Origin of the sequence: Streptosporangium sp. G11 (assembly GCF_051192615.1) — a bacterium.
In the GTDB taxonomy this organism is placed as follows: domain Bacteria; phylum Actinomycetota; class Actinomycetes; order Streptosporangiales; family Streptosporangiaceae; genus Streptosporangium.
In genome coordinates this window covers 1-19243 of record NZ_JBPJUQ010000070.1, presented here as the reverse complement: position 1 = coordinate 19243, position 19243 = coordinate 1, and the positions used below count along the sequence as shown (strand labels likewise).

The 19243-nt window shown below is 71.8% G+C and carries 18 protein-coding genes; 11 read left to right on the top strand and 7 right to left on the bottom strand.

Features of this window, described 5'->3' with window-relative positions; genetic code table 11:
* The first annotated feature begins 401 nt into the window (after nucleotides 1-401).
* Nucleotides 402-1379, top strand: a complete 978-nt coding sequence (locus tag ACSDR0_RS39635; protein ID WP_435294099.1) for a hypothetical protein — start codon at nucleotides 402-404, stop codon at nucleotides 1377-1379.
* A gap of 82 nt (nucleotides 1380-1461) precedes the next feature.
* Here ACSDR0_RS39635 and ACSDR0_RS39630 read toward each other — a convergent pair whose 3' ends face one another.
* Nucleotides 1462-1782 (bottom strand): GroES family chaperonin, encoded by a 321-nt coding sequence (locus tag ACSDR0_RS39630; RefSeq protein WP_329092552.1) that lies wholly within the window; start codon nucleotides 1780-1782, stop codon nucleotides 1462-1464.
* Between the two features lie 226 nt (nucleotides 1783-2008).
* Here ACSDR0_RS39630 and ACSDR0_RS39625 point away from each other — a divergent pair, with 226 nt between their 5' ends.
* The gene (locus tag ACSDR0_RS39625; RefSeq protein ID WP_435294098.1) at nucleotides 2009-3670 is read left to right on the top strand and encodes a DUF885 domain-containing protein; all 1662 of its coding nucleotides are present in this window, start codon (nucleotides 2009-2011) and stop codon (nucleotides 3668-3670) included.
* A gap of 132 nt (nucleotides 3671-3802) precedes the next feature.
* Here the strand turns inward: ACSDR0_RS39625 and ACSDR0_RS39620 are convergent, their stop codons facing one another.
* The 3 genes from ACSDR0_RS39620 to ACSDR0_RS39610 form a co-directional block, all read right to left on the bottom strand.
* The gene (locus ACSDR0_RS39620) at nucleotides 3803-4597 is read right to left on the bottom strand and encodes an ABC transporter ATP-binding protein (RefSeq protein ID WP_435294097.1); all 795 of its coding nucleotides are present in this window, start codon (nucleotides 4595-4597) and stop codon (nucleotides 3803-3805) included.
* Nucleotides 4594-5643 (bottom strand): FecCD family ABC transporter permease, encoded by a 1050-nt coding sequence (locus tag ACSDR0_RS39615; protein WP_435294096.1) that lies wholly within the window; start codon nucleotides 5641-5643, stop codon nucleotides 4594-4596. Before ACSDR0_RS39615 ends, ACSDR0_RS39620 begins: the two co-directional genes overlap by 4 nt.
* Before the next feature lie 127 nt (nucleotides 5644-5770).
* Complete coding sequence (locus ACSDR0_RS39610; RefSeq protein WP_435294095.1) at nucleotides 5771-6856, bottom strand: FecCD family ABC transporter permease; 1086 nt, start codon at nucleotides 6854-6856, stop codon at nucleotides 5771-5773.
* An 86-nt stretch (nucleotides 6857-6942) separates the two neighbouring features.
* On the opposite strand from ACSDR0_RS39610, the gene ACSDR0_RS39605 reads away from it, so the two are divergent.
* On the top strand, nucleotides 6943-7962 hold the full coding sequence (locus ACSDR0_RS39605; RefSeq protein WP_435294094.1) for an ABC transporter substrate-binding protein: 1020 nt from the start codon (nucleotides 6943-6945) through the stop codon (nucleotides 7960-7962).
* 174 nt (nucleotides 7963-8136) lie between these two features.
* On the opposite strand, the gene ACSDR0_RS39600 is transcribed toward ACSDR0_RS39605, so the two are convergent.
* Together ACSDR0_RS39600 and ACSDR0_RS39595 are read right to left on the bottom strand one after the other, a co-directional pair.
* Nucleotides 8137-10533, bottom strand: a complete 2397-nt coding sequence (locus ACSDR0_RS39600; RefSeq protein WP_435294093.1) for a helicase-associated domain-containing protein — start codon at nucleotides 10531-10533, stop codon at nucleotides 8137-8139.
* A gap of 350 nt (nucleotides 10534-10883) precedes the next feature.
* Entirely contained in the window at nucleotides 10884-11315 is a 432-nt protein-coding gene (locus ACSDR0_RS39595) for an ATP-binding protein (RefSeq protein WP_435294092.1), read from the bottom strand.
* A 316-nt stretch (nucleotides 11316-11631) separates the two neighbouring features.
* On the opposite strand from ACSDR0_RS39595, the gene ACSDR0_RS39590 reads away from it, so the two are divergent.
* The 3 genes from ACSDR0_RS39590 (at nucleotide 11632) to ACSDR0_RS39580 (ending at nucleotide 13107) form a co-directional block, all read left to right on the top strand.
* Nucleotides 11632-12492 carry a helix-turn-helix domain-containing protein gene (locus ACSDR0_RS39590; protein WP_435294120.1) on the top strand — a complete coding sequence of 287 codons (861 nt, stop codon included), beginning with the start codon at nucleotides 11632-11634 and terminating at the stop codon, nucleotides 12490-12492.
* Nucleotides 12493-12729 (top strand): DUF397 domain-containing protein, encoded by a 237-nt coding sequence (locus ACSDR0_RS39585; RefSeq protein WP_329092568.1) that lies wholly within the window; start codon nucleotides 12493-12495, stop codon nucleotides 12727-12729.
* 123 nt (nucleotides 12730-12852) lie between these two features.
* The gene (locus tag ACSDR0_RS39580) at nucleotides 12853-13107 is read left to right on the top strand and encodes a hypothetical protein (protein WP_435294091.1); all 255 of its coding nucleotides are present in this window, start codon (nucleotides 12853-12855) and stop codon (nucleotides 13105-13107) included.
* A 113-nt stretch (nucleotides 13108-13220) separates the two neighbouring features.
* Here the strand turns inward: ACSDR0_RS39580 and ACSDR0_RS39575 are convergent, their stop codons facing one another.
* Entirely contained in the window at nucleotides 13221-13802 is a 582-nt protein-coding gene (locus tag ACSDR0_RS39575; RefSeq protein ID WP_435294090.1) for a histidine phosphatase family protein, read from the bottom strand.
* 220 nt (nucleotides 13803-14022) lie between these two features.
* On the opposite strand from ACSDR0_RS39575, the gene ACSDR0_RS39570 reads away from it, so the two are divergent.
* The 5 genes from ACSDR0_RS39570 (at nucleotide 14023) to ACSDR0_RS39550 (ending at nucleotide 19170) form a co-directional block, all read left to right on the top strand.
* Nucleotides 14023-14877: a Gfo/Idh/MocA family protein gene (locus ACSDR0_RS39570; RefSeq protein WP_435294089.1), complete on the top strand. Its 855-nt coding sequence runs from the start codon at nucleotides 14023-14025 to the stop codon at nucleotides 14875-14877.
* A gap of 464 nt (nucleotides 14878-15341) precedes the next feature.
* Nucleotides 15342-16292 (top strand): ABC transporter substrate-binding protein, encoded by a 951-nt coding sequence (locus ACSDR0_RS39565; protein ID WP_435294088.1) that lies wholly within the window; start codon nucleotides 15342-15344, stop codon nucleotides 16290-16292.
* Between the two features lie 257 nt (nucleotides 16293-16549).
* Entirely contained in the window at nucleotides 16550-17515 is a 966-nt protein-coding gene (locus ACSDR0_RS39560; protein ID WP_435294119.1) for a FecCD family ABC transporter permease, read from the top strand.
* A gap of 133 nt (nucleotides 17516-17648) precedes the next feature.
* On the top strand, nucleotides 17649-18422 hold the full coding sequence (locus ACSDR0_RS39555) for an ABC transporter ATP-binding protein (protein ID WP_435294087.1): 774 nt from the start codon (nucleotides 17649-17651) through the stop codon (nucleotides 18420-18422).
* 37 nt (nucleotides 18423-18459) lie between these two features.
* Nucleotides 18460-19170, top strand: a complete 711-nt coding sequence (locus ACSDR0_RS39550; RefSeq protein ID WP_435294118.1) for an adenosylcobinamide amidohydrolase — start codon at nucleotides 18460-18462, stop codon at nucleotides 19168-19170.
* Nucleotides 19171-19243: the final 73 nt, after the last annotated feature.

Below are 19243 nucleotides of genomic sequence, written 5' to 3'. Positions count from 1 at the left end.
CGCGTCACGGGCTCTCCGCGAAAACGGCGGGGGACGGCACGGAAGTCGCCGTCGTAAAATCGCCGTTCGTTTTCGGTCTGCCCGTCGCGCCGCCCCGGGAACCGCCCCCGCGTTCGCTCGTCCTCGGAACTCGACGTCCGGGAGATCCCCGGGACCTCGCGTCCGGGACATTCCCGGGACCCCGTGTCCGGGACATTCCCGGGACCCCGTGTCCGGGAGATCCTCGGGACCTCGCGTCCGGGAGATCCCCGGAACCCCGCGCCGCCGCCTCGCCGCGCTCCCGCGCTCCCGTCGCGCCCGCCTTCCGGTGTCCCTTCACCCCGGACGGCCTCTCTCACACCTTTTCTAACCGATTCGTTCTAGATCAAGATCTTGAGGGCTTTCCGGCTTAGTATTCCGCCGTGTCCGTGACTCCTGGGATTTACCGGCTGCTCGGCTGCCTCGTCGTCCTGGCCTCGGTGATCGTGCCGGTTCCGGCGGCCGCGCACGCCGCGGAGCGGGCGGCCGCCGAATCCGCCGCCGCGCCCGTCGACATCGTGCTGCCCGGCACCCGGGTCACCGTCAGGGAGGATTCCAAGGACCCGCTCAGGGTGACCTCTTACTCCTTCGGCAAGATGACCTACCTGCGCAGGGGCGCCGGATTCACCCGGCAGGCCGCCTACCAGGAGATCACGGTCGCGCCGAAGGGCAACAAGGCCCTCGCGGTGCCCACCTCGTACCAGAGCGGCTACGACTCGGTCGTCCTGCTCGACCTGGCGACCTCCAAGAGCACCAGGATCCGTACGGTGAGAAAGCCGCTCGTCGCGCACTACGTTCACTGGAACCGCAACGGCGGCAAGGCGGTGCTGACCACCGAGCGGAAGAGCGGATCCGCCTGGGTGACCTCCGGGTTCGTGATCGTCGACGTGGCCGCGAAGAGCGCCAAGACGGTGACCGTGGCCAACGTCGACAAGGCCGCGAGGTTCCGCTGGAGCTCCGACGGCGTCGACGTCGTGGCCGAACACTCGGGTGGCAGCCGCTTCTACGGGCAGGACGGCGCGATCCGCCGCACCCTGGCCAAGACCGGCAGGCCCGCCGGTGGGGAGGACGCCTTCACCCCCTCGGGGCGGGGCCTGATGACCTGGTGCCCGTCCAGCTACACCGAGCACGTCTGCGTCTGGGACCGCACCTCGGGCAAGCTGGCGGCCAAGGTGCCCGGCATCCGGCCGAAGGCGCTGTGGGGCTGGTGGGACGAGAAGCACTTCATCGCCGTCATCCCCGCCTCCGGCCACTATCAGGTGGTCCTGTCCACCCTGAAGGGCAAGACCACGCGGGTCCTGGCCGCCTTCTCCGCCGCCGACTGGTCCAACAAGCTCTATCTCGGCTACACCCGGAAGTGACCCGCGCGTCCGGGGTGCCGGGCGGGTGGGCGACGCCTCGCGGACGTCCCGGAACTCGCGGGCTCCGCGAGCTCCGCGGGCCTCACAGGTACAGGCCGGTGCCGTTGTCGGTCTGCGGGGTGGCGATGGCGTGCAGGTCGCGCTCGCGCATGACGAGATAGAGCTGGCCGTGGACCTCGACCTCGTACTGCTCCTCGGGGTTGAACAGGACCTTGTCGCCGACCTTGACCGCGCGGGCGTTCTGGCCCGCGCCGCAGACCTCACCCCAGACGAGGCGGTTGGCCATCTTCACCGTTGCCGGGATGACGATGCCCGCGGTGCTGCGCCGCTCCTCGGACTCCTGCTCGATCTTGACCATGACGCGGTCGTGGAGCATCTGGATCTCGAACTTCGGGTCGCCCACACCAAGAGTTTATGGGAACCGCGGAGCCGTGCCCGCTGGTCCGCCGACTCGGCTCCAGCCGGGGTGCGCCCAGCGGGCTCGTCCGGGGTGCGCCCGGGGTGCGCCCAGCGGGTCCGTTCGGGAGTGTTCGGACGGGTCAGGGGGTGTCCGGGCGGTCCCGGCCACCGGGAGATCGGCGCGCGACGACCCCGGTGACGAGATCATCCGCCGAGTAGGATCCGGCGTTATGACGTCTCCTGAGCTCGTAAGCGGCTTCCTTGACTGGTATCTGGCGGCGAATCCCGCCTACGCCGCCCTCGCGGGCGCGCAGGGGTACGACAGGACTCTCGGTGACTTCACCGAGTCCGGCATCCTCGCCAGGGAGCGGGAGGCGCGCCGCTGGCTGGAGCGGCTCCGACAGGTCGGGGCTCCCGCGAGTCCCGGGAGCCTCGGGGACGACCGCGGTCCGGGGGCTCCCGGGGACTTCGAGAGCTTCGAGGACGAGATCGACCGGGAACTGGTCATGTCCACGCTGCGCGGCGGGCTCGCGTACGAGGCGTGGCCCGTCTGGCGGCGCGACCCGTCCGCCTACGTGGGACCGATCTTCTCGTCGATGTTCGGGCCGTTCCTGCAGCGGCTGTCCACCGAGGCCGAGCTGGTGGACGCGGCCGTCGCGCGGCTGGCCGAGGTGCCGGACGTCATCGCCGCCTGCCGGGCCAACCTCGACCCCGCCCTGGCGGCTCCGCTGCTGGTCCAGCGAGGGCTGGGCCAGTCGAGGACCGCCCGGCGCTTCCTCACCGAGACGGTTCCCGGCCAGGTCGCCGACGAGGCCCTGCGCGTCCGGCTGGCCGCGGCGGCCGAGCCCGCGGCGGCGGCCTTCGACGAGCTGGTGGAATTCCTGGAGGGTTTCCGGGCGACCGGCACCTGGCGGATGGGGGAGGAGCTCTACTCCACCCTGCTGCGTGAGCGGGAGATGCTCGGCTACGGCGCCGACGAGCTGCTCACGCGAGGCCAGGCCGCCTACGACGAGCTGGACGCGCGGATGCGCGAGATCGCCGCCAGGCTGGACGGCGGCTCCGGCGACTGGCACGCGGCCGTCACCGAGCTCCAGGACGACCACGCGCCGACGCTGGAGGACATGCGGGCCGAGTACGAGGCCGAGACGGAACGGGCCAGGAAGTTCGTCCGCGAGCGCGGCTTGGTGACCTTCGCGGAGGGCGAGGAGTGCAGGGTGGTCCCTTCGCCGGAGTTCCAGCGGCCCATCGTCGCCGTCGCCTCCTACATGTCGCCCCCGCCCCTGTCGACCTCCAGGGTCGGGCACTTCTTCGTCCCGTTCACCCCGTCCTCGTTCACCGGGGAGCAGATCCGCCAGCGGCTGCGCACCAACGCCAGGGCGCAGATGCCGTCCATCGCCGTCCACGAGGCCTACCCCGGCCACCACTGGCACCTGTCGTGGATGGCGGACAACCCCCGGCGGGCCCGCAGGCTGTTTCGCACCCCGTACTTCGCCGAGGGCTGGGGCCTGTACGTCGAGAAGCTCATGCACGAGCAGGGGTATTTCACCACCCCCGCCCAGGAGCTCGCCCACCTTGACTTCAGGCTCTTCCGGGCGGCCCGCATCGTCGTCGACACCTCGCTGCACTGCGGCGACATGACGATCGAGCAGGCCGAGGAGTACATGACCACGAAATCGTCGCTCACCCCCGGCACGGCCAGGGGCGAGGTCGACCGCTACTGCGCGTGGCCCACCCAGGCGCCCTCCTACCTGACCGGCGCCCTGGAGATCGACCGCATCCGCGACGACTACCTGGCCTCGGGCCACGGCGACCTGCGCGCCTTCCACGACACGCTGGCCGGTTCCGGCGGGCTCCCCCTGGGACTGGCCCGTCGGGTCGCGCTGGAGGGCTGACCAGCGGCCGCGCCCGCGTACGGGTGAGGACCACGTGCGGGCGGTGGCCACGCGCGGGTGGTGGCCACGTGCGGGCGGTGGCCACGTGCGGACGGTGGCCACGTGCGGACGGTGGCCACGTGCGGGTGGTGGCTACGTGCGGGCGGGAGCGCGGCGGCGGGTCTCGGGGACGATCAGCGGGGTGCCGCTCTGCGGGTCCTCGATGATCTCGCAGCGCAGCTCGAAGACCTCCTCCACCAGCGCGGCCGTGATGATCGAGGCGGGGTCGCCCTCGGCGACGATCCGGCCGTCGCGCATCACGATCAGGTGGGTGGCGTAGCGGCAGGCCTGGTTCAGGTCGTGCAGCACGGCGACCAGGGTCCTGCCCTGCTCGTGCAGGTCGGCGCAGAGGTCGAGCACCTCGATCTGGTGGGCGATGTCCAGGAAGGTCGTCGGCTCGTCGAGCAGCAGGATCGGGGTCTCCTGGGCCAGAGCCATGGCCAGCCAGACCCGCTGGCGCTGGCCGCCGGAGAGCTCGTCCACGCAGCGGTCGGCCAGCTCGGTCACGTCGGTCGACTCCATGGCCGCCGCCACCGCGACCTCGTCCTCGCGGGACCACTGCCGCATCAGCCGCTGGTGCGGGTAGCGGCCCCGGCCCACCAGGTCGGCGACCGTGATGCCGTCGGGCACGATCGAGCTCTGCGGCAGCAGGCCCAGCCTGCGCGCGACCTCCTTGGACGGCAGCGAGGTGATCACGGCCCCGTCCAGGTGTACCGTCCCCGCGCGGGGCTTGAGCATGCGGGCCAGGGCGCGCAGCATGGTGGACTTGCCGCACGCGTTGGGGCCGATGATCACGGTGAACGATCCGTCGGGGATCGTGACGTCCAGGTCGGTGGCCACCACGCGCTTGTCGTAGGAGAGCGTCAGTCCGGTGCCGTGCAGTCTCAACGTCGTTCCCTCCGGAGTAGAAACACCAGGTATATCCCGCCGATCGCGGCGGTCATGATTCCCACCGGCAGCTGCACCGGTGCGAAGACGCGCTGGGCGGCCAGGTCGGCGCCGACCAGCAGTGTGGCGCCCGTCAGCGCCGAGGTGAGCATGGTGACGCCGGGGGAGCGGGCGATCCGGCGGGCCAGCTGGGGCGCGGCCATCGCCACGAAGATCACGGGTCCGGCGGCGGCGGTGGCGACCCCGCACAGCAGTACGCCGACGGCGATGGCCGTCGCGCGCACCGGCTCGACGCGGATGCCCGCGGCCCTGGCCGCGTCGTCGCCCATCTCCATCATCCGCAGCGGGCGCGACAGCCAGGCGCAGATCGGCAGGAGTACGGCCAGCGCGTACGCGACGGGGAGCGCGTGCTCCCAGCCGCGCCCGCTGAGGCTGCCGGTGATCCACGCCCCGGCGGTGGCGGCGTCGTTGATGTTGGCGCGGGTCAGCATGTACCAGTCGGCGGAGATCAGCAGCGCGCCGATCCCGATGCCGACCAGGATCAGCCGGTAGCCCTGTACCCCGCGCCGGAAGGCCAGGGCGTACACCACCAGCGCGGAGACGACGCACCCGGCGAGCGAGGCTCCCGCGATCTGCCAGGCGGTGCCGCCCAGTACGACCGCGGCGATGCCCCCGGTGGAGGCCCCGGCGGTGAAGCCGATGAAGTCGGGGCTGCCGAGCGGGTTGCGGGTGAGACTCTGGAGGATCGCCCCGCTCAGCCCGAACGCGGCACCGACCAGCAGGCCAGTCACGACACGCGGCGCCCGCAGGCGGCCCACGATGAGCTCGGCGGCCGGAGGTCCCTCGCCGAACAGCGCGGCCACGATGTCGGGGATGGGAACGGTGAACTCGCCGGTGGACAGCGCGACCAGGCTGATGGCCAGTCCCAGGACGGTGACGGCGACCCCGGCGGCGAGGCCGCGCGGTGCGAGCCGCAGCGACCAGGGACCCAGGCGCAGGGCGGTGGGCAGGGCGTTCGAGGCGGATGTCCGCGGTGAGATGCTCATGGGGCGGTGACTCTCTGAGGCGGGCGTCCTGAGATGTTCGTGAGGGGGCCGCGCGGTGTGTCTCCGAGGTGGTGGTTCGCGGTGATGTTCCGCGGTGTGTCTCCGGGCCGGGCGTTCGCGATGACGTTCATAGGGCGGCGAGCCTCCGGCGGCGGGCGAGCAGGATGAACACCGGGGCGCCGACGACCGCGCACATGATGCCCACCTGCACCTCGGCGGGGGCGGCGACCACCCGGCCGAGGATGTCCGAGCCGAGCAGCACCACGGGGGCGAACACGACGGTGTAGGGCAGGACCCATCGCTGGTCGGGCCCCGTGAGGGCGCGTACCGCGTGCGGCACGGCCAGGCCCACGAACCACAGGGGCCCGGCGGCGGCGGTGGCGGCCCCGCACAGCAGGGTGACGGCGATCGCGGTCAGCCCGCGCGTGCGGGCCACGCTCACGCCGAGCGCGCGTCCCGCCTCGTCGCCGAGCGCGAGGGCGTTGAGCGGCTTGGCGAGTAGCAGCCCGAGCACCAGCCCGGCCGCGAGGAACGGGGCGAGCCGTACCGCGACGTCGCCGCTGACCCCGGCCAGCGAGCCGGTGAGCCAGAACCGCATCCGGTCGAAGGTCGCGTTGTCGGTACGCAGGATCGCCGAGGCGGCGGCGTTGAAGACCATGCCCAGCGCGACACCGGCGAGCGTGAGCCGTACCGGCCCGCCGCCCGACCGCCCGGCGGAGCCGAGCGCGTAGGCCAGCGCGGCGGCGGCGGCGGCGCCGGCGAACGCGAACCAGACGTAGAGGGAGGGCTCGCTCACACCGAGCAGCCCGATGGCGACCGTCACGCCGAGCGCGGCGCCCTGGTTGACGCCCAGCAGCCCGGGGTCGGCGAGCGGGTTGCGGGTGAGGCTCTGCATCAGCGCGCCGGCCAGGCCGAGTGCGGCTCCCACGCCGATGCCGATCAGGGTCCTCGGTACGCGCAGGTCCCTGATGACCGTGTGGTCCGCGGACCCGTCGGGCGCGAGCAGCGCGTCCAGCACCGTGGACAGCGGGACCGAGCGCGAACCCACCGCGACGCTGACCATCGCCAGCGCCGCCAGGGCCGCCAGCCCGGCCAGCAGCCCGGCCGCCAGAACCGCCGAGCGCCGCCCTGGCCCTCCCGCTCGCCCGGGACGCGTCTCATCCGGTTTTCCGGATGTATCGGACGCGGCCGTGGCCACACCGGCCCCGCTCACCAGGTACCCCTCTTCGTCGGTAATGGTTAGGTAAGGCTAATCTAATGCACGAGTCATTTAGGTAAACCTATCCTTTGGAGGGGTAAATGTCCCTATCTATCCTGCCCCGGCGAGGATTCCTGGCCGCGGGCCTCGGTCTCGTGTTCGTCCTGGCCGCGTGCGGGAGCGGAGCGGAGACGACCGCGGCGCCGGGCGGCTCTCCGGCCGCCGCCTCCCCTGCGGCGGGCCCGTGGACCTTCACCGACGACCGTGGCAAGAAGATCGACGTGCCCAAGCGCCCGGCCCGCGTCGTCGCCCAGGTCGGTGCCGCCGCCGCGCTCTGGGACTTCGGCGTCCGCCCCGTCGCCGTCTTCGGGCCGCACAAGCTCAAGGACGGCACGAAGGACCCCCAGGTCGGCGACGTCGACATCACCAAGGTCGAGTCCATCGGCAACGTGTGGGACGAGTTCAACGTCGAGAAGTACATCTCGCTCCAGCCGGACCTGTTGGTCAGCGGCATGTACACCAAGGACGCCCTCTGGTACGTGCCGCAGAAGTCCACCGCCACCATCGAGCAGGTCGCGCCCACCCTCGGCGTCAGCCTGGTCGGGGTGTCGGTGCCCAAGCTCATCGAGAGGTACGGGCAGGTCGCCGCCGCCCTCGGCGCGGACCTCAACGCCCCCGACGTGGCCGGGGCCAAGGCCAGGTTCGACGCCGCCTCCGCGGCGCTCCCCACCCCCGAGGCCAAGGGCCTGAAGGTCCTGGTCATGGCGGGCGGCCCGGAGGCGATGTGGGTGGCCAACCCCGACGACCACGCGGACGTGCGCTACTTCAAGGAACTCGGCCTGGACCTCGTGGTGCCGGAGAAGGTCGACGACGGCGGCTTCTGGCAGACCCTGAGCTGGGAGAACGCCGACACCTACGAGGCGGACGTGATCCTGGTGGACGCCCGCACGCAGTCGATGCGGCCCGAGGAGATGAAGAAGAAGCCGACGTTCGCCGCGCTGCCCGCGGTCAAGGCGGGACAGGTCTACCAGTGGCACGCGGAGGAGCGCTACAGCTACCAGGGCTACGCCGACGTGCTGGAGCAGCTCCACACCGACCTCGCCAAGGCCAAGAAGCTCTAGCCGGGTCGCCACCACGGAGAGCGGGATCGGGCTCCGGGAGAGTGGGCGGTCGTACGGCCGGGACCAGGCGTAGGCGCGGGCGGTCGTAGGGCCGGGACCTGGCGCAGGTGCGGGCGGTCGTACAGGTCGGGATCAAGCGCAGGGTACGGGCGGTTGGACGGGTCGGGACCAGGCTCAGGCGTAGGTGCCGCGGACCTCGACGATGTCGGCCAGCGGAAACTCCAGATAGTCGCCCGCCTCCTCGCACCACGCGTCGAGCACACCGCTGCGCAGCTCGCCGTGGCTGATGGTGGCGGTCAGGCCGTCGGTCAGCGTGATCGCCGCCCGTACGCCGCGGTCGACGACGAAGCCGAGCAGCGACTGCTGCGCGGTCGGCAGGCGGGAGGCCATGCGGCCGATGACCGCCCACGTCCTGCCGACGGACTGGGAGGCCTCGCCCTCGGCGACGAGCAGGCGCTGGGCGTGCTCGCGAGGGTCGGGAGGCGGCTCCACCAGCGGGTAGGAAGGCTGCTCCAACTCGGCCACCCGGCCCCCGGGAAGCAGGATCAGCCGCCCGTTCTGCGGCTCCTCGACGCGGGCCCTGCGGATGGTGATCTCGCCGGTGTCCTCGATCGGCACCGGCGCGTAGCCGTTCTCCCTCAGCGCCGCCAGGGTCTTGTCGGCGGGCATCGAACTGGCCAGCACGGTCGGGGCGAGCAGCCGCAGGCCCAGCCTGCCCAGCCGCCGGTGGCCGGCGATCTCGGCCAGCAATACCGGGTCGGAGGCCTGCACGATGCAGGCGACCGTGGTCACCGTGACCTCGCCGTGCCGCCTGGCCACGTCGTGTATCAGGTAGTCGAGAGGCTGCGGCACCGTGCCCACCTCGGCGAGGTCCGCCAGCAGGCCCTCCGCGGTGTAGCCGGAGTCCATGGCCCGGCGCACGCTGGCCGGGGTGAAGCGCCACACCGAGGCCGCGCCCCGTGACTCGCGTTCGGCGGCCCGGTCGAGCAGTTCGGCGAGCTCGCCGGCGGGCGGGCCGGTCACCACGGCGGTGAGGTCGGCGCCGAAGAGCGCGCTCCGCCGCACGCTGGCCAGCGCCCTGGTGGAGCACTCGACCAGCACGGGGTCGTTCTCCACGATGGGGGTCGAGTCGTCGATCTCGTCGCCGGGGGAGGCGTCCAGCCCGGCCATCGCCCGGCCGAGGTCGGTGATCGTGTCGAGGGCGACCAGCCCGAGCATGCGGGCCTCCTCCAGCACGGCGGGGGCGCACTCGGCCAGCAGCGACTGGTCCAGCAGCGGGGCGTGCCAGTGCGCGGACCTGACCAGCCCCGCCCGGTCGGTGCACGCCGTGCTGGCGGGCAGGCGGGCCAGCACGCCGAGCAGTGCCCGCCGGGCGCGGGCGACCATGGCTCCCGCCGGGTCGTCTCCGAGCACCGTGCCGTACTTGCCGTCGACCTTCCGCAGCGACGAGCGTTCCATCCGCCACCACGCCGACAGCAGCACCCTGAGCCTGGCGGCGGCGTCGTCCAGCCGCCAGCGGTCGAACTTCTCGGTGGGCACCAGCCCGCCCGCCGACTCGTCCCAGGCCAGCAGCCGGGCCACCGCGCAGACTTCGAGCAGCAGCCGGGTCTCGTCCTCGTCGCAACCGGTGTCCTTGGCCACCCGCCGGACCTCGCGCACCCCGACCCCGCCCGCCTTGAGCAGCGGCAGCGGGAATTTCGCGGTGTTCTCCAGCATGGCGGCGCAGCGCTCCACCACGTGCGGGGCGGCCAGCGTCATCAGGTGGTCGACGGCCTCGGGGTCGACGGGGATGGTGGCGAGGTCGGGCGGGACGGGGGTGAAGGGAGGGTGGTAGTCGGGACCGCGCAGCGCGAGCGCCACCTCGCGGGGCATCTCGGCCACGTTCCAGCTGGGACGGAAGAGCAGCCCGTGGTCGGCCGCCCACTTCTCGGGGGCGCCGGGCACCACGAACCTGCCGCCGTCCACGTCGCGGACCGGGCCGTCCCAGGCGAACTCCTCCAGCAGCCGTCTCGCGCCCTCCGGGGCCTTCTCCAGCAGCGCGGTCACCCGCGCCGGGTCGGCGAGGATCTCGGCGACCCGGGTGACCGTACGCCGCTTGGGGCCGTGCGGCAGGCCGAGGGTCCTGGCCAGCCCGCGCAGCGCGTCGGCGCTGACCGTCCAGGAGTTCAGGTAGTGGGGGAGCGGCTCACCGAGCCCGCAGGGCGCCGCCCACCACCGGGCGACCCCCTCGGCCACGCGGATGCGGCCCTCGCCGTCGGGCCACGCCAGCGCGTGGTCGAACAGCAGGTCGAGCCAGGGCGCCACCTCGGCCTCGGGCACGCCCATGAACCGGGCCACCGTCTTCGGCCCGGCCTGCTCGCCGAGGGCCAGTGACGCCTGCGCGACCTCCAAAGAGGGCAGCGGCAGGCCGCGCATGACCTCCATCACCGCGAACCCGTTGCCCAGCCGCTGCGCCAGGGTGTCGAGGCGGCGCGGCCACGGTGGGGCGATGGCGTCCAGCCGGTTGGCCAGAACTCGGGCGAGCCGTTCTTCGTCGAGGGTTTTCAACCAGCCGAGCAGGTGATCGTCCATCTCGCAGCTCTCTCAGGAATCTCGCGCGGGGACTCTCCGTGAGCCATAAACATCCACGGTAATGCAGAGGGCATCTCTGACGGCATCTACCGCGCAGAATGCGATGCGTTATAGAGCTCACCGTCCGGTTCTGACCGGTCCCGGGGCCGCGAGGCGGAAGGAGTGGCGGCCCCGGGACCGGTCGGCGCCTCTAAGGGGAAGGGGCGGCGCCGTCCGGGAGGGTTCGGTAGAGGTCCTGGAGAGCGGAGAAGGTCGTTGGAGCCCTTGGAAAACCTCGGGCCCGAGGGGACGGGTACGCCCGAGGGCGTCCGCGGGGTCACCCGGGAAGTCGGGATCGCCAGGGAAGAGGGCTACGGGTGGTCGAGGGGGTCCGGCTCCTCCTGAAGGCCCGTCCTGAGGACGGCCCACACGATCTTGCCGTACGGGGCCAGTGGCGCCCAGCCCCAGCGGAGACTCAGCGACTCGACGATGTGCAGTCCGAGGCCGCCGATGTCGAGGGGGGAGGGATCGCGGAGCGCGGGGAAACCCGCCCCCGGATCGTTGAGCGTGCAGGCGACGAGCCCGCCCCGCCGGAGCAGGGAGAGCCGGATCGGCTCCCTGGCCCGTGACTCGGCGAGTCTCAGGCCGTGCCTGAAGGCGTTGGTCGCCAGCTCGGAGACCACCAGCTCCATGTTCTCGCTCAGCTCACCGAGGTTCCAGCCGGTGAGGGTGCCCGTCGCGAAGCTGCGGGCGGAGTGGACGGACTCGGCGTGTGGTGGGAGGACGAAGGTGGCGCTGGCCATGGCTGCGGGGGATCCAGGGAGAAGATCGCGCGCGGAATCGGGCCACCAGCCGGCGGGGGGCCACCAGTCGAGCGCCGTCCATGACGTTGACGCTCGGGGGGGCGCGGTTTGGGCGGACTGCACAGCCGTCATCATGCTGCAAACTCCCGTGCAGGTGCAAGAGCGAATGCACGTGCATAAGGTCTGTGCAACCGCTACCGTTACCCCTGATTGGGTGATTCTGGACGAAAGGGGATCTTGGTCTTGGCCAAGGATTCTTTGGCCATGAAGTGACAGACTGTCGATCAGGAAAGCGAGCGAGGAGCACCACGTGTCCATGGATCCGCCCGGTACCGGTTCCACCGTTCGGCGAATCATGCTCGGCGCGAGCCTGCGCCGACTGCGTGAGGAGAAGGGGCTTGCCCGTGAGGCCGCGGGATTTCACATCCGTGCCTCGGAGTCCAAGATCAGCCGCATGGAACTCGGCCGCGTCGGTTTCAAGACGCGTGACGTGGAAGACCTGCTCACCCTGTACGGCGTGCTCGACGACGCAGAACGGCGCGGCCTGCTGGAGATGGTCCGCGAGGCGAACACCCCGGGCTGGTGGCACAAGTACGGCGACCTGTTGCCGCACTGGTTCACCACCTACGTGGGGCTGGAGGAGGCGACGAACATGATCCGCACCTACGAGGTGCAGTTCATTCCCGGCCTGCTGCAGACGTCCGCCTACGCGCGCACAGTGATCCGGTTGGGCTACCCGGACGTGCCGGAGGCGGAGATCGAGCGTCGTGTGCATATGCGCATGCAGCGGCAGGATCGCCTGACGAAGAAGGACGGCCCCCGGTTGTGGGCGGTCATCGACGAGGCGGCCCTGAGGCGTCCCATCGGAGGCAAGGAGATCATGCGTGAGCAGCTGCAGCACCTGCTGGAAGTGTCCACGCTTCCCAACATCACCCTTCAGGTGATGCCCTTCCGATTCGGTATGCACGCGGCCGAGGGTGGTGCGTTCAGCATCTTGCGGTTTCCCGAGTCCGACCTGTCGGACGTCGTCTATGTCGAGCAGCTCTGGGGTGCCCTCTACCTGGACAAACGTGAGGACATCGATCCATACCTCACGGCCATGGAGCAGTTGTGCGTGGAAAGCACCACGCCCGGGGGCACCGCCGAGATCCTCGGCGACCTTCTCAGAGAGATGTAAATGAAGCAGACCTACAACGGCATGCCCGCCACTGACCTTGCCGGGGCCAGCTGGCGCAAGAGCCGCCACAGCAACTCGACGGGTAACTGCGTCGAACTGGCCGAGCTGTCGGATGGCAGCATCGCGGTCCGCAACTCGCGTTTCCCCGAGGGGCCCGCCCTGATCTACACGCGGGATGAGATTCGTGCCCTGGTACTCGGGGTGAAGGATGGGGAGTTCGACGGTTTAACGGTGTAACACCGTTTTTACATCAGGGACGCCAGGTTAACCGTGGTGCGCCCGTGATGTAACCGGGGGAGTGGATCAGCACGGAAGAGTTTGAGATCACAGTGATTGGGGGCTCAAACCGTGCTCGACCAGATGACCTTGTATCCGGTGGCCGACGACGTGCTGTTCGCACCAGGCGGGCGCGTCGTGATCCGCACTTACGGTGTCGCCTCGGCGACGGGGGAGGGTGCGCCCACTCCGGTGTCCTACCGCACATGGGTCACCGGAGTGCGCGACCAGCCGCGCTACTGGCGCTGGGGTCACTTCGAGGACGCCTGCCACGGTCATCGCAAGGTCCTCGAATGGCTGACCGGCCGGGGCCCCCAGCCCGCCGCGGCCGCCGCCTGAGCGAGACCTCCACCTCGTACGGCGTGATCGCGCCCGGCCGGAGCGCGAGGGCCGGGGAGTTCCTCGCGGCCCTCCCCGGCTCCCGCCTCTTCTCTGCCTGAGCCCTTCCGGGGTCAGACGGGGGCGTTCCAGGTGAGGACCACCGGCTCGCCGTGCTCGAAGCCGAGCCGGGAGTAGGTCCCCGTGTCCAGACGGAAGAGACGCCCGTCCCGCGGGGACATCTTGAGCCAGCGGGCGCACAGCACCCGCAGGAAATGCCCGTGGGCGACCACCACCACGTCGCCCTCCACCTTCCCGGCACGGGCGATCACCCGGTCGGCGCGGGCGCCGACCTGCTCCGCGCTCTCGCCGGGATGGCCGGCGTCGCCGGGGACGACACCGTCGCGCCACAGATACCAGCCGGGACGGCTCTCGCGGATCGTGGCGGTGGTGACGCCCTCGTAGCCGCCGTAGTCCCATTCCCACAGGTCGGGCTCGATCTCGTAGTCCCTGATCCCGGCCAGCTTGGCGGTGTCTCTCGCGCGCCCGGCCGGACTCACCAGGACCAGGTCGAACGTCCGGCCCGCGATCAGCGGGGCCAGCGCCCGCGCCTGATCCTCGCCCTTGGCGGTCAGTGGCAGGTCGGTGAGCCCGGTGTGCCGGCCGTCCCTGCTCCACTCGGTCTCGCCGTGCCGCAGCAGAATCATCTGGTTCATGGTGACCACCATCATGCCGGTACGGAGGGCGCCGCCACCCGTCACCCTCCCGCCTCCGGAGGGTGCCCGGAGAGTTTTTCGGGGGTTTCGGGGAGCGTTCGAAGGAGGCCCCGGGAGCCCCGCGGAGGCGTTCCCGCGGGTCGGAGCCCCGCGAGCCCCTCCCCTCGGCATCCCGCCAGGGCACGCGATCACAGTGGGGAGAGCGTGCGAAACTGGATCGGTGACGTTATCTGTGGGTCTGGTGGGCGCCGGGCCGTGGGCCGAGATGGTGCACGCGCCGATGCTGGCGGCCGGTCCGAACACGCGTCTGGCGGGCGTGTGGGCCCGCCGTCCCGAAGCGGCGGCCAGGTTCGGTGCCCCGGTCTTCGAGCGGATCGAGGAGCTCTTCGACAACTGTGAGGCGGTCGCGTTCTCGGTGCCGCCCGCCGTGCAGGCCGAGCTGGGGGTACGCGCGGCCAGGGCGGGCAAGGCGCTGCTGCTGGAGAAACCGCTCGCCGCGGACCTGGACGGGGCCCGGCGGCTGGCCGAGGCGGTCGCCGAGGCGGGCGTGGCCTCGCAGATGGTCCTCACCTGGCGTTACTCGCCCGCCACCCGTGCCTTCCTGGCCAGGGTGTCGGCCATCGAGCCGTTCGGCGGCCGGGCGGCCAGCATATCCGGGGCGATGCTCGGCGGGGCCTTCGCCACCTCCTGGCGGCTGGAGCGCGGCGCGATCCTCGACGTCGGCCCGCACATGATCGACATGCTGGACGCGGCGCTCGGCAGGGTCGTCGGGGTCCGGGCGCACGGCAACCCGCTGGGCTGGGTCGGCCTGCTGCTCGAGCACGAGACCGGCGCGGTCAGCGAGGCGTCACTGTGCATGAGCGTGCCGGGTGAGAACCCGCCCTCCGAGGTCGAGATCTACGGGCGCCTCGGCCGGGAGTCCATCGACGGCACCCGGCTGGGCTCCGACGTCTTCTCCCTCATGCTCGACGAGTTCGCGCTGACCGTACGGCGCGGCGGCGGCCACCCCCTGGACGCCGCGCACGGCCTGCGCCTGCAGGAGATCATCGCCGCGGCCGAGGAGCAATTCGACTGAGAGGTGATTCGGCCGGGGAGCGCCTTGGTCGAGGGGCGGCTCGGCCGGGGAGTGGTTCGGCTGAGGGGCGGCTCGGTCGAGGAGCGCCCGCCGGTGGCGCGGGTCGTCCCGATGGCGCGATTCGGTCGGGTGAGGCGACTCGTACCGGGTGCGACTTGTGCCGGGTGCGACTTGTACCGGGCGAGGCTCGTCGTGGCGGCGGCTCCGGCTGGGGCGGTTCGCCGGAGGGCGCGGGCCGGGGGCCTTGGAACCGGGGACCCTTTGGGGACGTCAGGGGGGATTGATACCGTTCCTCTGACGCGCAGCGTGAGCGAAGTCCGGTGTGAGCCCGGCGCTGTCCCGCAACTGTCATGGCCCCAAGGGGTCGAGCCAGGTCGCCTCCGCCGCGTCGACGCCAACCCTCGTGGAAAAGGGTGACCCGTCCCTCCTGGGTCCCTCGGTTCCGGCAACTGAAAGGACCTCATGTGAGGCCCGTACACAGCGCCCTCGCCGGTGCCCTGCTCGCCGCGCTGACCCTGGCCGGATGCGGCCAGAGCTCTCCCACCTCACCCCCCGCCACCTCCGCGAGCGCCGCGGCCACCCCCTCGGCGGCGGGATTCCCCGTCACCGTCGAGGCGGGCAACGGCCCCGTCGCCGTCGCCAAGAGGCCCGAGCGGATCGTCTCACTGTCGCCCACCGCCACCGAGAGCCTGTTCGCGATCGGCGCCGGGCCGCAGGTCGTGGCGGTGGACGACCAGTCCACCCATCCCGCCGAGGCGCCGAAGAGCGAGCTGTCCGGCTTCAAGCCGAACGTGGAAGCGATCATCGCCAACAAACCCGACCTGGTCGTGGTCGCCAACGACGCCGACAGCGTCGTGGCCGCGCTGGGCAAGGTCGGCGTCCCCGTGCTGCTGGAGCCCCCCGCGACCAAGCTCGAGGAGGCCTACGACCAGATCACCGACCTCGGCGCCGCCACCGGTAACGGCGACAGGGCCACCGAGCTCGTCGCCGGGATGAGAAAGCAGCTCGACGAGGTCGCCGCCGCCGCGCCGAAGGACGCGAAGCTCACCTACTACCACGAGCTGGACATCACCCCTTATTCGGCCACCTCCACCACCTTCATCGGCCAGATCTACGGGCTGTTCGGCATGACCAACATCGCCGACAAGGCTCCCGACGCGGCCGGTGGCTACCCCAAGCTCTCCGCCGAGTTCGTCGCACAGGCCGACCCCGACCTCGTCTTCCTGGCCGACACCAAGTGCTGCGCGCAGTCCAGGGACACCCTGGCCAAGCGTCCCGGCTGGTCCAAGCTCTCGGCCGTCAAGAACGACCGGGTCGTCCTCCTCGACGACGACGTCGCCTCTCGCTGGGGGCCGCGCGTCGTCGACCTCGCCAAGCAGGTCGGCGACGCCGTCCAGAAGGCGGCGGCAGGCTGACCGGCGCCAGGAAGAAACGAGACATGCTTCCGACCCGCCCTGAAGGACGAGGCATCCGCCCTGGACATCCGGGGAGTCCGGGTGACGCGACCTCGGGGTCCTCACCCCCCGGCACCGGTGTCGGCACCGGCACGAACACGGACACGGACGCGGACACGGGCACCGGTGCGGCCCGGGAGGCCGGTGCCCAGAGCAGGCAGGCGGCCAGGCTGAGCCCTGCGGTGACGCTCTCGGCCGTGGGCGTGCTCCTGGCGAGCATGCTCGCCGGACTGCTGGTCGGCGCGGCGGACGTCGCGCCGACCAGCGTGATGCTCCAGTTGCTCGACTGGCTGCCGTTCGTCTCGGTGGACTCGGGGCTGGCCCCGGTCGAGCTGGGCCTGCTGACCGAGCTGCGGTTGCCCCGGGTCCTGCTCGCCGCCATCGTCGGCGGCCTGCTGGCCGTCGCCGGAGCCGGTTACCAGGGCGTCTTCCGCAACCCGCTCGTGGACCCCTACCTGCTGGGAGCCGCCGCGGGCGCCGGTCTGACGACCACGGCGGCGATCGTCTTCACCGGCGGCGACGTCGAAGCGATAGGCATTCCCGCCGCGGCCTTCGCCGGGGCCGTCGGCGGCGTGCTGCTCGCGTACGCGCTGGGCAGCGTGGCGGGCCGGGGCGGCGGCACCGCCACGCTGGTCCTCGCGGGCGTCGCGGTCACGTCCTTCCTCACCGCCGTCCAGACGTTCCTGCAGCAGCTCAGGGTGGAGGAGCTCCAGCGCATCTACGCCTGGATCCTCGGCGACGTCGGCGGCGGCTGGGGCCAGGTCACGCTCGTCGCCCCGTACGCCGCCGTCTCGGTGGTGGTCATGCTGCTCCACGGCAGGCTCCTCGACGTGCTCTCGGTCGGCGACGACGAGGCGGTCACCCTCGGCCTGAACGCCGCCCGTGTCCGTCTCCTCGTGCTGCTCGCCGCCTCCCTGGCCACCGCGGCGGCCGTCGCGGTCAGCGGGCTGATCGGTTTCGTCGGCATCGTCGTTCCGCACGTGGTCCGACGCCTGGCCGGGGCGTCGTACCGGATCGTGCTGCCGATCTCGCTGATCGGCGGGGCCGCCTTCCTGGTCCTCGCCGACCTGATCGCCAGGACCGTGCTCGCCCCCGCCGAGCTGCCCATCGGGGTGGTGACCGCCTTCGTCGGCGCGCCGTTCTTCGTGGCCGTGCTGCGCGTGACCCGCCGGGTGGAGACATGACGCCGCGCGCGAGCCGCGGGGTGAACGTGACGGCCCGCCCGGGCGGTGGGCGTGCGACCGTGATCCGTGCATGCGGTGGGCGTGCGACCGTGACCCGCGCGTCGCGCGAAGGCGAGAAGCGGAGGGGAGACCGGTGAGCCACCTCGTGGTGAGGGACCTGTCGGTCGTGCTGGACCGGCGCGCGGTGCTGTCCGGCGTCGGGCTCGACGTACGGGACGGCGACTGGCTGGCCGTCATCGGCGCCAACGGCGCGGGCAAGTCCACGCTGCTACGGGCACTGGCGGGAGTGCTGCCCTTCGGGGGCGAGGTGCTCGTCGACGACACGCCGCTCAGGCGGCTCAGGCCCAGGGAACGGGCCAGGCTGCTGGCCTACGCCCCGCAGTCCCCGGCGCTGCCGGTCGACATGACCGTGTTCGACTACGCCCTGCTCGGCCGCACCCCGTACATCCCCTACCTGGGCCGTGAGGGCCGCCACGACCGCGAGGTGACCGCGTCGGTGCTGGAACGGCTGGACCTGTCCTCCCTCGCCGCCCGCCCGCTCGCCAACCTGTCCGGCGGCGAGCGCCAGCGCGTCGTGCTCGCCAGGGCGCTGGCCCAGCAGGCCCTGGTGCTCCTGCTCGACGAGCCCACCACGGCCCTCGACCTGGGACACCAGCAGCAGGTGCTGGAACTCGTGGACCGTCTCCGGCTGGCCGACGGGCTGACCGTCGTCACGACCCTCCACGACCTGAGCCTCGCGGGTCAGTACGCTGACTCGATGATGCTGCTCTCGGGCGGCCGGGTGGCCGCCTCCGGCACCCCGGGCGAGGTGCTGACCGGGGAGCTGATCGGTGAGCACTTCGACGCCCGCGTCCGCGTCGCGACCGGTCCCGGCGGCAGGCCCGAGGTCCACCTGGAGCGTCCCTGAGCGGGACCTGGATTCGTCTGGAGCGTTCGTGAGCGGAATCGAGGTCCGGCCGGACGTCCCCGAGCGGATCCGAGGGTCACACGGAGCCGCACTGAGGCTGAGCCACCGCGACGAGGACGGCGCCCGGCTGGCCTCGCTGCTGTGGGAGTTCGGGCCCGGGTGGCGGGCGATCTCCTCGGCCATGGTCGGCGGCGGCATCGGCCCGGCGGCCTGGATGCTCAACGCGCAGGTGGTCGCCGGATACTCGCGGATGGACCCGGTGGACCACTTGCTGGAGCTGGCCCCGGCCGGCCCCGGGGTCGGCATGCTCACCGCGGCGTCGGTCGACCACTTCACCCGGGCCCGCGACGGGGGAGCGGAGGTCGTGGCGACCGTCGGCCTGCGCGTTCCCACCTGGGCCGCCGCCCCCGAGGGCGCCGCCGACCCCGAGCTGGCCCCCATGTTCCTGCCGGGAACGATCAACATCGCCGTCGCCGTACCGGTCGCCATGAGCGACGCCGCCCTGGTCAACGCGGTCATGACGGTGACCGAGGCCAAGACCCAGGCGCTGCTGGAGGCCGGCTTCCCCTGCACCGGCACCGCCTCCGACGCTGTCTGCGTGGCCGCCCCCGACCGTATCCCCGGCGGCCCCGAGGAGCTCTTCGGCGGTCCCCGCTCCACCTGGGGCGCCCGCATCGCCCGCGCCGTCCACACCGCCGTCCGCCAGGGCGCCCACCGATGGGCGAACCGTGACGAGTGGGCCACCTAGTGCCGTGACCGCATAGGTTCACCGGGTTTGTCAGGCTGCGGCCTTGATAGGGCGTCCGCCCCAGCGGATGCCC